General features: G+C 41.6%; 8 protein-coding genes. 3 read left to right on the top strand and 5 right to left on the bottom strand.

Annotated elements, in window-relative coordinates; translation table 11 throughout:
- Positions 1-62 precede the first annotated feature (62 nt).
- The 5 genes from IQ215_RS10120 to rpsT form a co-directional block, all read right to left on the bottom strand.
- Positions 63-1088: an ABC transporter ATP-binding protein gene (locus IQ215_RS10120; RefSeq protein WP_193801193.1), complete on the bottom strand. Its 1026-nt coding sequence runs from the start codon at positions 1086-1088 to the stop codon at positions 63-65.
- Positions 1089-1218: 130 nt separating this feature from the next.
- Entirely contained in the window at positions 1219-5085 is a 3867-nt protein-coding gene (locus IQ215_RS10115; RefSeq protein ID WP_193801227.1) for a DNA-directed RNA polymerase subunit beta', read from the bottom strand.
- Between the two features lie 152 nt (positions 5086-5237).
- Positions 5238-8501 (bottom strand): DNA-directed RNA polymerase subunit beta, encoded by a 3264-nt coding sequence (gene rpoB, locus IQ215_RS10110; protein WP_193801192.1) that lies wholly within the window; start codon positions 8499-8501, stop codon positions 5238-5240.
- A gap of 142 nt (positions 8502-8643) precedes the next feature.
- The gene (locus tag IQ215_RS10105; RefSeq protein ID WP_193801191.1) at positions 8644-9420 is read right to left on the bottom strand and encodes a TatD family hydrolase; all 777 of its coding nucleotides are present in this window, start codon (positions 9418-9420) and stop codon (positions 8644-8646) included.
- A gap of 163 nt (positions 9421-9583) precedes the next feature.
- A complete protein-coding gene (rpsT, locus tag IQ215_RS10100) occupies positions 9584-9880 on the bottom strand; it encodes a 30S ribosomal protein S20 (protein ID WP_193801190.1) in 297 nt (98 codons plus the stop codon).
- Between the two features lie 288 nt (positions 9881-10168).
- On the opposite strand from rpsT, the gene radC reads away from it, so the two are divergent.
- The 3 genes from radC (at position 10169) to IQ215_RS10085 (ending at position 14596) form a co-directional block, all read left to right on the top strand.
- Positions 10169-10888, top strand: coding sequence for a RadC family protein (gene radC / locus IQ215_RS10095; RefSeq protein WP_193801189.1), 720 nt, complete (start codon positions 10169-10171; stop codon positions 10886-10888).
- 101 nt (positions 10889-10989) lie between these two features.
- Complete coding sequence (locus IQ215_RS10090) at positions 10990-11991, top strand: helix-turn-helix transcriptional regulator (RefSeq protein WP_193801188.1); 1002 nt, start codon at positions 10990-10992, stop codon at positions 11989-11991.
- Between the two features lie 127 nt (positions 11992-12118).
- Positions 12119-14596: a TonB-dependent receptor gene (locus IQ215_RS10085; RefSeq protein WP_193801187.1), complete on the top strand. Its 2478-nt coding sequence runs from the start codon at positions 12119-12121 to the stop codon at positions 14594-14596.
- Positions 14597-14626 lie beyond the last annotated feature (30 nt).

Here is a 14626-nt window from a genome sequence, read left to right as displayed (position 1 = left end):
ATAAAATACAGTTTTTGCAAATTCCTTAACCCGATACCTAACACCGTTACTCCCCATCATCCCTACTTACTTTTCATCGCCTGTTTTTTCTCCGCTTTCAAATCCCTTTTTGTAACAGCTTCCATTTCCGCATCAAGGAGGGTACGCCCCGTGGCGGCAAGATAAACATCATCAAGGCTAGGTCGTGATTGACTAATACTAAATAAAGGTAAACCCATTTCCTTGAGGGTATTTTCAATTTGACTAATGGGGTTACTATTGGGGGTAACCACCAAATTAAGAGAATTACCTTGAGCTTGATTAATTATAATTTCCTTAACAAAAGGAAGTTCAGCTAATTTGACTTTACTATCTTCGGCCTCTGGGGTGGGTAAAAATTCCTTAATACGGAGTGTGATGCGATCGCCCCCGATCCTATCTTTTAAACTAGAAGGCGTACCCTCCGCAATAACTACCCCTTTATCAATAATAGCAAGGCGATCGGCAAGAGCATCAATTTCCTCCAAATAATGGCTAGTAATTAACACCGTAGTACCAGCCTTTTTCAACTCCTTCAAAAACTCCCAAACAATCATCCGACTCTCAATATCTAAACCCACCGAAGGCTCATCCAAAATCAACACTTGTGGTTGATGCAATAACCCAGAAGCCAAATCCAACCTTTTACGAATGCCCCCCGAATAAGTGCCACTTTTGCGATCGCCATATTCCTCTAAATCCAACAAATCCAACAACTGCTCAATACGTTGAGAAGCAATTTTCGGGGGAATATGATACAAAGCCGACTGTAACTCTAACAACTCCCTACCCGTCAACATCTTATCAATAGCCACTTCTTGGGCCACATAACCCAACTTCTGTCGCACCTGCTTAGGTTGTTTCATTGCACATACCCCATCCACCCAAATTTCTCCCCCATCAGGCTGAGCAAGGGTAGTCAGACAACGGATAGTCGTAGTTTTTCCCGCCCCATTAGGTCCTAACAAGCCGAAAATTTCCCCACTTTGCACCGAAAAAGAAATATCTTTAACAGCCTCTATTTTGCCATAGCTTTTTTGCAGTTTTTTAATTTCGACTATATTTTTCATGACAGTTAATGATTTTTGCTCATACAACAGACAAGGAGCTTTTGCCGAACCTTTTAAGTTCTTTAAAAGCCCCCTCCCATTATATCCAAGCCCTATGACTCTTTACGATCTCAAAGTAAACAATAAGATACTAACTCTGATAATTATCATCAATCAAATCATCATCCATAATAGCCGCATCCTCTGGAGATAAAGCCCGAGCAGTCTTATCATCAATAATCACATCCTCCGAATCAGGAAGAATATAATTTTGTTCCTCATACTCCTCACTAACATCGCCGATGCCAAGATAATTAGAATTACCCGCACCCACTTCGGTATCTTCCCAGTCAAGATTTTCATCATAGGCATTAAACCCTGTACCCGCAGGAATTAAACGACCAATAATTACGTTTTCCTTCAAACCCCTTAACCAGTCAGACTTACCTTCAATGGCTGCTTCTGTTAATACCCTCGTGGTTTCTTGGAAACTAGCCGCCGAGATGAAACTATCAGTATTCAAACTAGATTTCGTAATACCCATCAACTTAGGAGTATATTCGATAGGAGCGCCACCGGTTAAAGACAAAGTTTCATTATCCTTCTCGATGTCGCGCAACTCTACCAACTCCCCTGGTAAACGAATACTATCGCCCCCATCATCGATGTGAACCTTAGAAGTCATCTGACGTACGATTACTTCAATATGTTTATCAGAAATATCAATACCCTGAGATTGATAAACCCCTTGGATTTGATTAACTAAGAATAACTGAGCCTTTTGCATCGCACCTAAAGCAGCTTCATAAGCTCCCATATGCTCCTTATTATAATCATAAAAGACTTCCAAAAGTTCGTGGGGACTAACTAAACCATCGGAAAGAGAATCTCCCGTATTCACCCTTTGATTATCACCCACAATGATATTTTGGTTAGGACCTAAAGAATATTCAGAGATAGTGCCATCATCCTCAATTACCTTCACATCGATCGCCTCGTCATCCTTATACTCTACCTGACACACCCCAGGACGACGGGCAAGGATAGCAGGTTCTTTGGGCTTACGGGCTTCCAATAATTCTTCAATTCTCGGTAAACCTTGAACAATATCCCCAGTTTTTGCCCTTTCAAATACCAATAGTACAAGGTTATCACCCCGTTGCACTAGGTCACCCTGTTCAATATGTAAAATAGCTCCCGTAGATACACGGTAAGGACGAGCATTACGCAAACTAACTGTATTACCTTGGGTTTCCATCACATAACCAGAGTCAGGGGCGCTAACACCTTCAGCGATTAATTCTCCCTGAGTAACAAAATCTCCTTCTTTTTTGAGTAAATTACCCTTCGTCTCTATTTCCAAGATGTCATTTTCCCTGACTACCAAGATACGACGAATAGCTTCAACCCCTTCACGGATACCACGGATGATACCGTTTTCTTGACAGAGAATTTGAGTGGTGGCTACCACATCCCCTGGCATAATTTCTTGGCCATCGGTGACGGTGACGGTGGTAACAATATTAGGTTCGGTTTCTATTTCACGGCGTAACATTACCGACTCAAGAACCACAATTTGTAAGCGAAAACAGTCTTCATGATTTTCATCTTCAATTAATTCGATGTCAGCGCTCATACCTTCGCTGGTTTCGAGAACTAATTGAGTGGTAACTAACTGTACCCCTTCAACACTTTTCACCCTTTCACCATCTTTAAAGAAAGTACGTAATACGGGGCGAAGGTTAATTTTACCCCCTGCACTATTTAAAGACTCTTGGGAAGGTGATTGGGTGGTGTTAATGACTTCATACTGTTTCATGGGGCGTAGTAATAAACCGACACCCTCGTTGGTATCAACAAATTCGCTAATGCACTCATGTTCGGTAGTGATACCTGCCATGATTTCGGTACCCGGGGAAAGAATAGTGCCATCTTCTAGGGTTGCCATATGCTCAGGATCTAAATCCATGTATAGCTTACCTGGCTTGATGATAATTTCCCTTAAGATGTCGTTCTTTTGGATGATTTCGACCACACCGCTAGATTGGCAGAATACATCTTTAACAACTTCTGTTCCTGCTTCTACATACTGTCCATCTTCTACCATCAATAGGGAGATGTCTTTGTTAATTTCGTGGCTTTCTTCGGGAATCCAAATTAAAGTTCCTTCGGTGGTTACTTCATATCCTTGTTTTTTATTACCACGTCCAGTTTCTAGCCCTGCATAACGCATGATACCCCCTGTTTCTGTGGTGAAGGTATCGTCAATTAATTCGGCGACAATTTGATTATTTTGTACTTTGGTACCTGGGCTAACTTTGAGGGCAAAACGAGCGCCCTTAGGAGTATGGATAACGTATTGTTGCTGGTTGCCGTGGTGTTCGAGGAAAATATCGGCTTGATCTAGGGATACAGAAGCGGTAATAATTTCAATTTCCCTGCTACCTTCTTCAAAACGGCATACCCCGCCACTTTTTGTTTTTAACTTACTTTCGGCAAGGACTGATCCTTGTTTGATTTTCTCGCCGTTTTTAACCACGGGTTCAGCGTTGGGGGGTAGGTTATAAACCTGTCCAGAAAGTACCCAAATCAGACCGTTACGGGAGGCTGTGATGGTGCTGTTACCCTGTCTGTCGGTGGTGGTAAGGGGATCTACGTCTTGGAAAATAACTTCCCCTGCTAAATCGGAGGGGACATCTTTGGTAACCCTTTCGGTGGAACGGGTTTTCTGGGGCATTACTTCGGCAAGAAGTTGATCTTTAGTTACTTCGTCTCCTTCTCGGATGGCTAGTAAGCTGTTTACGGGAACGGGAACTTTTTTATCACCCACGATGATATTACCGTTTACCTCTACCAATAGTTTTTGATCTCCATGGCGGGTACGGTTTTCCCTTACTTTTAATTTTTTATCAAATTTAACTAATCCATCTACGGGGCTGATAATACGCTGGGCTACTTCCCCTGTGAATACACCCCCTGTGTGGAAAGTACGCATGGTAAGCTGAGTACCTGGTTCACCGATGGACTGGGCTGCGATAATACCAATGGCTTCTCCCATGTTTACCCATTCCCCATGGGCCAATGACCAACCGTAACATTTTTGACATACAGATCGGGCGGTTTCACAGGTGAGGGGGGATCTTACTTTTACTTTTTCGACGGTTTTACCAATAATTTTGGCTAAGTCTTGATCGATGGCCTGGTTGCGCTCGGCAATCACTTCCCCTGTAATAGGATGTACCACATCATCGGCTAACACACGACCTAAGAGACGATCTCCTAAGGGAATTAAGGTGCGATCGCCATCTTTCATCGGTTCAATCCAGACCCCTTTATGGGTACCACAATCGGTTTCACGGATAATTACATCCTGCGACACATCCACCAAACGACGGGTAAGATAACCAGAGTCAGCGGTTCTTAGGGCGGTATCTACCAAACCTTTTCTGGCTCCGTAGGAAGAAATAATATATTCTGTTACCGTCAAACCCTCACGGAAATTAGTTTTAATGGGTAAGTCAATGATTTCCCCTTGAGGATCGGCCATCAAACCCCGCATACCCACTAACTGACGAACTTGACTAATGTTACCCCTAGCCCCAGAAAATGCCATCATATAAACCGAGTTAAGGGGATCAGATTGACGGAAGTTACGCACCACTTCATCTTTAAGAGACTCAGAAGTATCATTCCAAGTATCAATTACCTTTTGGAAACGTTCTACCTCAGTAATTTCCCCATTGGCATAACGATTCATGGTGGTTTTTATGGTGCTTTCTGCCTCGGCCAACATATTCTTTTTGGCTTCAGGTACTTTCAAATCTTCCACACTGATGGATACTGCGGCTTGGGTTGCGTAATGGAAACCCATGGTTTTTAACTGATCACACACTGCGGCACAACGAGCCGAGCCATATTCGGTGAAGGTTTTGGCAATCAGTTTTTTTAAAGCCCCTTTATCAATAATTCTGTTGTAGAAGACTTGGGGTTTTTTGCTTTGTTCTTTATTTTGAGACATCATCTTTTATTAGTTGGTAATGGGTATTGGCTATGATTTACCTTTTAGAAGGGGAATTAGGGTGAAGGAAAAACCGTCAATATATTCATTGATAATCATTCTTCCTCCAAAAAATTGTACTCACCCCAAAAATTAGTTAACTATCAAGGTATTTAATATTCGTCATCCTCTTGACCAAGACTAGCTAAATTTTCATAGGTAGGACGTTTAGGGGCTCTTTGGGTGGTATCCATTAAGTCAATTTCCACGTGTTCACTACCATCAATTACCTTATGAACCGATACATCTAAGCCGAGGGATTGTAACTCACGGAGTAACACTTTAAACGATTCAGGAGTGCCGGGGTGAGGAATAGATTTACCCTTAACGATCGCATTTAGCGCCTCATTACGTCCTTGCATATCATCGGATTTGACCGTTAACAACTCTTGGAGGGTATAGGCGGCGCCATAGGCTTCCAAAGCCCATACTTCCATTTCCCCAAATCTTTGCCCACCATGTTGAGCTTTTCCGCCCAAGGGTTGTTGGGTAACGAGGGAGTAAGGACCGGTAGAACGGGCGTGAATCTTATGCTGGACAAGGTGAACCAGTTTCAACATATAGGCTTTACCAATGGTCACAGGGTTATCAAAAGGCTCTCCTGTGCGTCCGTCATAGACCTGAATTTTACCGGGGTGATTTTCATTAAATACCCAATCTTTACCCTGTTTTTTCGCTGCATCACGGAGTAAACCATTAACGGTATTACGGGAGGCTTCTTCCCCATACATCTCGTCAAAGGGAGTCATTTTGAAACGATAACCGAGGTGTTCTCCTGCCCATCCTAACAGACACTCAAATACCTGTCCCACGTTCATCCGAGAAGGTACCCCAAGGGGGTTAAGAACGATGTCCACGGGGCTTCCATCGGGTAAGTAAGGCATATCTTCCCGAGGTAGGATACGGGATACAATTCCTTTGTTTCCGTGGCGCCCTGCCATTTTATCTCCCACTTGTATTTTCCGTTTTTCGGCGATATATACCCTGACAATCATATTGGTGTTGGGGGGCAATTCGTCTCCTTGTTCACGGGTGAAAACACGAACATAAACTACTCTACCTCTTTCCCCGTTGGGTAAACGAAGGGAGTTATCCCTTACATCTCTGGCTTTTTCGCCGAAAATGGCGCGTAGGAGTTTTTCTTCGGGGGGTTGATCGGATTCTCCTTTAGGGGTAACTTTACCTACTAAAATATCCCCTGCTTCTACCCATGCACCCACACGGATAATACCGTTTTCATCGAGGTTGAGAAGGGCATCTTCACCGACGTTGGGAATTTCTCGGGTAATTTCTTCTGGCCCTAATTTGGTTTGACGGGATTCGATGTCGTGTTTTTCCACGTGGATGGTGGTGTAAACATCCTCTTGGACTAATCTTTCACTGATTAGAATAGCATCCTCGTAGTTGTAACCCTCCCAGGGCATATAAGCTACGGTAATATTTTGACCGAGGGCGAGTTCTCCCCCTTCGGTGGCTGAACCATCGGCTAATACTTGACCCGGTACTACTTCTTCTCCTTCATCCACTAAGGGGCGCTGGTTTAAGCAAGTGTCTTGGTTAGAGCGTTCGTATTTTTGAAGGTTGTAAACAATCTCTACCCCTTCCTTGGTGACTAATTTGATGGTTTTGGAGTCCACATAACTAATAGTGCCATGATCTCTGGATACAATTACCATTCCTGAGTCTCGGGCGGCTTGTCCTTCTAATCCTGTACCCACTAAGGGGCGCTCGGATCGAAGAAGGGGGACTGCCTGACGTTGCATGTTAGATCCCATCAGCGCACGGTTGGCGTCATCATGTTCTAGGAAGGGAATCATGGAGGTAGCCACGGAAACGATTTGTACGGGGGATACGGCTACATAGTCCACCTGATCGGGGCTGGTGGTGGAAAACTCCTGACGGTAACGAATAGGTACACTTTCTCCTAGGATATATCCTTCTTCATCGGTGGAAAGGTCTCCTGGGGCGACTCTTTTATCGTCTTCTTCGTCGGCGGTGAGGTATTCGGGAGCTAAATCCCAGCGCACCTTACCATTTTCAACTTTATAGTAAGGGGTGGCAATAAAGCCATATTCGTTAACCCGAGCATAGGTAGCCAAAGAACCAATTAAACCTGCGTTGGGGCCTTCTGGGGTTTCCACAGGACAAATACGACCGTAGTGGCTAGGGTGAATATCTCGCACGGCAAACCCTGCTCTGTCACGGCTTAAACCTCCAGGTCCTAGGGCGGAGATACGACGTTTATGGGTCAATTCCGCTAGGGGGTTGGTTTGATCCATGAATTGGGATAACTGAGATGAGCCAAAAAATTCTTTGATGGCGGCGGCTAAGGGTTTGGGGTTCACCAGGGCGGTGGGGCTGAGGGTGTTGGGATCGCCTACGGTCATTCTTTCTTTGATGATGCGCTCGAGGCGAGATAACCCGACTCTGATTTGGTTTTGTAGAAGTTCGCCCACGCTTCTTACCCTACGGTTACCAAGGTGATCGATGTCGTCGGTGCTACCGATGTCAAATTCAAGGTTAATGAGATAATCGACGGTGGAAAGAATATCGTCGATGGTTAATACTCTCATGTTTTCGGGAACGCTCAACCGTAGCTTTTTGTTCATTTTGTAGCGTCCTACTTTGCCCAAGTCATAACGTTTGGGGTCAAAGAAACGGGTTTCTAGGAGGGCTTGACCGCCACTTACGGTGGGGGGTTCACCAGGCCTTAGTTTGCGGTATAGCTCCATTAGGGCTTCGTCTGTGCTGGGATTGCCTTCTTTTTCCATGGTTTTTTGGTAGAAGTCGGCATGACGGAAGCGGTCTAATATTTCACGATCGCTCAAGCCCATGGCTTTGAGTAGCACTTGGGCGGTAATTTTACGGGTTTTGTCGATTCTTACCCAGACGACTCCGTTTTTGTCGGTTTCAAATTTTAACCATGCTCCTCGGTTGGGAATGACGGAGGCGGAGTAGGTTCTTTTACCGTTTTTATCTAGTTCTGATTTGAAGTAAACCCCTGGCGATCGCACTATTTGGTTAACGATGACTCTTTCTGCACCGTTAATGAGGAATGTTCCCCTGTCTGTCATGAGGGGTAGTTGTCCGATAAATACTTCTTGTTCTTTAATATCCCCTGTTTCTTTGTTCATTAAACGGGTGGGGACGTAGATTTGAACTTCGTAACTGGCTTCTCTTTTTTTTGCTTCTTCGATGTTATATTTTGGCTCTTTGAGGCGATATTTTTCACCGATAAACTGTAGTTCTAATTTTCCTGCATAGTCGGTAATGGGGCTAAAACTGTTGAGTTCTTCAATAATGCCATGCTCTAAAAACCATTTGTAGCTAGAGCGTTGAATTTCGATTAAATCGGGTAACAGTTCTTGGGTTCTCATAAGTCGGTTTCAGGTTTTTGATTCTGGTATTTCGATGGGGCAATAAAACAGCGTCTATTCATCATAACGCTTATTTTGCCTTTTTTTAAGCTGATTCGGCAGGTTTCCCTTAGCCCTTTTTTTCTCCCATGGGGAAAAAGATTTATAGTTTAAACAGTTTGTGGGCGTTGGCGGTGGTGGTAGAGGCGATCGCCTCTAAGGCTTCTTTTCTAAGCTCGGCTAGTTTTTCGGCCACATGGAGGACGTAGGCAGGTTCATTGCGTTTACCTCGGTAGGGGGCAGGGGCAAGAAAGGGGCAGTCGGTTTCAATCAAAAGACGCTCAGAAGGTACTATTTTGGCACTCTCATGGACGCTATGGGCGTTTTTGAAGGTAACCACTCCGCTAAAACTTACATACATTCCGAGTTCTAAAAACCACTGGGTTTCTTCCGGATTTCCTGTCCAACAGTGCATTACGCCGTTTACTTTTCCTTTGCTCTTAAAAAAATCTTGGAGTAGTTTAACCATTGCCTTGGCAGCATCTCGACAGTGAATGATCACTGGTTTATCGAGTTGATGGGCAATTTCTAGTTGTCGCCAACATACTTCCTCTTGCACTGAGCTATTATCATCCTTATAAAAGTCTAAGCCCATTTCCCCGATAGCTACTACTTTGGAGAAGGATTGGGCAAAGTGGAGGATTTTTTGAGCTGTTTTTTCTCCCTCCCAGCGTTGGGTATCTAGGGGATGCAAACCTACGGCACAATATAGCTCTGGAAACTGTAAAGATAATTTTTTAATGGTCTCAAATTCGTCGGGATGAACACAGGAATGAACTAATTTGCTAACTCCTTTTTCCCGCCAACGATGGGAAACCTCTTCTAAATCCCCTTGGAATCGATCAAAGTTTACATGGACATGGGTATCTATTAATTGCATAACCTTGCTTATTTACTTCAGGGATTGAACTAACTATCTCTATAATTTTACACCACAATATAAGGGCGATCGGGCGTAACTTGTCACTTTGTTATGATACTGGCAGACAAAAAACACCATTAGACCACCCCTTCATCTTCGGGAAAATTTTTCTATTAATAATTTAGGCTGATTGAGGGAGAGCATTTTTTAGAGCTTTTGCTAGTCTAGCTTTTTTTCTAGCTCCATTATTTTTATGGAATACTCCTCTTTTCACAGCCTTATCAATTTTACTGTAGGCCGCAGACATAGAAGCATCCACTACTTTCTTTTGATCTTCGTTAGGATTGACAGAATAGACTTCCACGGCTTGGAAGTATTTTTTCATTAAGGTTCTAACCGCAGACTTATAAGTCTTATTACGCATACGGTTACGCTCATTGATTTGAATTCTTTTGATTGCTGATTTAGAATTGGCCACTATCTTATACTTATAATGATTTACTTTAAATAGTTTAACTTAGGATTCTTTCCTATACACTCAGACTATCTATTGTAACCGTACAAGTTATTTCTTGACAAGGGGGTAACAATTGACAATTGACAATTGACAATGAACAATAACTTAACACATCTTTGCGGTAGTGTTATTTTTCAAGAGTAAATGTAGATGATATGTTAAAAATTGATGCTAAAAGATAAAAAATACTTGATTAACTCATAAGATTAATAGCAAAAATAAATATTTTCAGTTAATCTAATCATTACAATGGTTTACCATCTTAGGATAGCAGATCTTCCCCTGAGCGAGCGCCCCCGGGAAAGATTAATGGAAAGCGGAGCAAAGAATCTTTCTACAGCGGAATTAATAGCTATTTTGTTAGGTACGGGGCAAGGTAAAGGAAAATTATCAGCCGTAGGGCTAGGGCAATATATCCTTAATCAATTGAGTTTATACCAAAGAGACCCCTTAGATGTTTTAAGAGATATTTCCCCCGTAGAGTTAATGACAATTCCTGGGGTAGGGCCAGCAAAAGCGACCACAATCCTTGCAGGGGTAGAATTAGGTAAAAGGACGTTTCAATTTCGCCCTAATGCCAGGGCCATCATTGATAGCCCTCAGGCAGCCGCCTCAGCTTTTAGCCATGAATTAATGTGGCAATCTCAAGAACGTTTTGCGGTGTTACTATTGGATAGTAAAAATAGTTTGATTGCAAATCATATTATTACCATTGGCATTGCCAATGAAACCCTAGCCCATCCTCGAGAGGTTTTCAGGGAAGCCATTCGTCAATCAGCTACTAATATTATTATCGCTCACAACCATCCTTCTGGTAATCTTGAGCCTTCTACGGAGGATATTTCTTTGACTGAAAAGTTATTAGAATCTTCTACCATTATTGGTATTCCTATCCTAGACCATTTAATTATTGGTAATGGTGATCATTTCAGCATGAGGGAAAATAGTAATCTTTGGGATAATCTCTGACACTGAAGCCCATTAATCCAAATAGATAGTAGAGACAATCCATAGGATATGTATGATAATAATAAATATTATCAATAAGTATGTAGGAATAAAAGTAGAAAATGACTATTTCTATTTCCAGCAAAGATTTTTATGCCCTATGGCAAGAAAAAATAAATCAAGGAAAAATAAAAAAATACTCCAATAATATAGAAACCATTACCGAATTTCCTCCCCAATGGGGGGAGGGTTTTTGGCGAGAAATAGCTTTAAGAAATGGACTCAATATTCTGATCCAAGATTATTATTATCATCAACCAATGATTGAACTAGATGAGGGGGATGATCATAATCAATTAGTATCTAGTTTTTATTTAGCTGGTTCTTATACTTCCTGTGTAAATTGTCTTCATTCATCTCGACAAATAACCCCTCAAAATAATCATCTATTTTTAATCAAAAATTCTGTGGAAAAAGATGAACTTCCTGCCCATAAAAATATTTTGGCAATTAAGTTAATTATTAGTGAAAAATTTCTTCATAATATTTGTTTTGACTTTGACCATCACTTGGCTAAACAGTTACAAAAATGGGTACAAGGAGAAGATATATCATCTTTTTTATATAGTTGTCAGACAGATATTAATATAGAAAAATTACTCAGACAAATTATCAATTGTCCCTATCAAGGTTGTTTTGCTCAAATGTATTGGGAAAGTAAAATATTAGAACTTATAACTTTACAATTTGAACAAATAACCAATACAAATAACTTGAAAAATAGTAAATTAATTAAAGATGATATAGAAAGAATTTATCACGCCAAAGATATTTTAATTAGTCATTATAAAAATCCTCCTTCTTTGATAGATTTAGCTAGAAAAGTGGGATTAAATGATTATAAGTTAAAAAAAGGTTTTTTACAGTGTTTTCAGATGACTGTATTTGGTTATCTTCGATATTATCGTTTATTGGAAGCTCAAAAACTAATTCGAGAATATGATTTTTCCATTGGTAGGGTAGCGTTGGAAGTGGGTTATAAAAGTTTGGGTAGTTTTTCTTCTGCCTTTAAAGCTGAATTTGGCATTTCTCCAAAGAGTTATCAACAACAATGTCATGGTTGAGTGGAGGTGATTAAATCCGTTTGAAAGAAAAAAAAATCCGTTTTCGATAAATATTATTCCAATCCCTGCCCTACCATAGAAAATTGAATCTTTTTAGGAAATCTTTTCAATTAGTGGTGTGAAGGAAATGAATCAAAATTTTAATAATGGTAGGTTGTTGTTGGGTGCTTTGGCTTCTGTGGTAGTGATACAACCTGTTCAAGCTCAGAATAATCTAATTTTTGATATTCAAATTCAAGAAACGGTAACGGGTGTAGAGATTCGTTTTCAGACTTTAACGGATGAATCTCTTGATTTACGAGAATATATCGAGGGTAATACTACAGTTATTGAAATTCTTGGGGTTAATTTTGATGAAGCGAATGAGAATAGTTTAAATCGCTCTATTTCTGATGGGCTAATTGATTCGGTGGACGTGGTAAGGGGAGATAATAGCGTACAGATAAGAATTACAGGTAAAGAGAATCCCCCTAGTGTATTTGTGGAAGATGTTGAGGGGGCATTAATGATTAGTGCTTTTCCTGTGGCATCGACGGGGGAAGTAGATACCATTGATTTGATTGTGACGGCGAATCGTCGGGAGGAGGATATTACCCGTGTTTCTCGTTCTGTGACGGTGATTGATCGAGATACAATTCAACAACAGACGGCGTTAACGAGTGATTTTGGACAAATTTTAGGGAAGTTGGTACCGGGGTTTGGCCCTGCTTCGGAAAGGGCTTTTACGGCTTCTTCTTTGCGGGGTAGAGGGGCTTCTATTTTGATTGATGGAGTGCCTTTGAATGTTAATAACCGAGATTTTGATCGGGAGTTACAAACTATTTCTCCTAATGCGGTGGAGCGAATTGAGGTGGTGAGGGGGCCTTCTGCGCTTTATGGTGGTGAGGCGACGGGGGGTATTATCAATATTATTACTCGCCGTGGAGAGGAAGATCGGGTTGTTTCTAATTTTGAAGTGGGGATAGATGCGGCTTTAGGTGGTTTGGAGGGAGATAGTTTTGGTAATTTTATCCGCTACGGGGTATCGGGTAAGCAAGACAATGTGGATTTTGTGGTTGATTTTTCTCGGGATGATTCGGGGGCTTCTTTTGATGCACAGGGCGATCGCATCCCAACTATTCAAGGTAATGATGAAAGTGATACCTACAATATTTTGGGTAAATTGGGGGTGCAGTTGGACGAAAATCAGAGGTTGCAATTAACGGCTAATTATTTTTATGATCGCCGTGAAAGTGCTTTTATTGCTGATCCCATTGTGGATGAGATTCCGGGAGTACAAAAGGCGAGGGCTTTGGAAGTGGGAGAGTTGGAATTTCCTGCGGGGGGAGGGCCTCAGTTAGACGAGAATTTTTTGTTTAATGTCAGTTATTCCCATCAAGATTTGGGGGGAAATGTCTTGAATAGTCAGATTTACTACCGAGATAATGTCAGTCGTACAGATCCGCGCGATCGCCGCCCCCGTGCTTTTGGTATTTTTCAGGGCAATTTAAACTCTCAAAATTGGGGAGGGCGTTTGAGTCTTGATACTCCGATAAATCCTCAATTAAGGGTGTTATGGGGTTTGGATTATGATAAAGAAACTACCTCTAATACTTTCAATTTATTTGATCCTGATGATTTTGATGCTAGTAATGGTCGGGTAAATACTCTCATAGAAGAAAGAATTTTAGTGCCTTCCTATGATTTAAGTAGTTTAGGGTTATTGGCACAATTACAGTGGAATGCCACGGAAAATTTGACCCTTAACGGTGGGTTACGCTACGAAAATATTGATGTATCGGTGGGAGACTATACTACTTTCTTTGGTGATTTTATTGAAGGGGGTGACGATTCTTTTGATGATTTCCTTTTCAATATTGGTGCTAGTTATCGGGCTAGTGAGGAGATAACTTTATTTACCAATTTTTCTCAGGGTTTTTCTGTACCTGATTTTGGTATTGTGTTTGGTTTTCCAGATCCGGGTTTTTCCGTGGGGCAGGATGTGGATATTACTCAACCCCAAAAGGTGAATGAGTTTGAGTTGGGAGTTAGGGGAAATTGGGCTAATATTCAAGCTAGTTTGACGGGTTTTTATAATTTTTCTGATTTTGGTTCGGCTTTTGATTTTAATAATGATACGGGGTTATTTGACATTGTCAGAGCTCCTGAAAGGGTTTACGGTATTGAAGGTACGATAGATGCTCAAATCAATGATTTATGGGCTGTGGGGGGGTCTTTAAGTTGGTCTGATGGGGAGGCAGATTTAGGAAATGATGGCAATTATGTTGCCCTAAGTAGCGCCCGTATTAGTCCTATAAAATTAACTGCCTATGTACAAAATCAAACGACTCCTAATTGGACGAATCGACTTCAGGCAATGTTTATAGGCGATCGCACTTCGGCATTTAATGAAGGGGTAGATCCTAGCCCTATCAATAGTTATATTGTTCTTGATTTCATCAGTAGTGTAAAAATCGGACAGGGTACATTACAAATAGGTGTTGAAAATCTCCTGGATACCTTTTATTTTCCTGCCTATGCCCAAAGGACTAAAGGATTTTCGGAAACTTTTAACAGTGCAGGAAGTGGACGTACTGTTAGTTTAAAATATTCCATTTCTTGGTAGAGATGATGGGATGGGGAGATGGGGGGATGA

The sequence above is a fragment of the Cyanobacterium stanieri LEGE 03274 genome (genome assembly GCF_015207825.1).
In the GTDB taxonomy this organism is placed as follows: Bacteria; Cyanobacteriota; Cyanobacteriia; order Cyanobacteriales; family Cyanobacteriaceae; genus Cyanobacterium; species Cyanobacterium stanieri_B.
The sequence above is the reverse complement of the archived record's forward strand: the minus strand, read 5'-3'. Positions and strand labels throughout refer to the sequence as shown.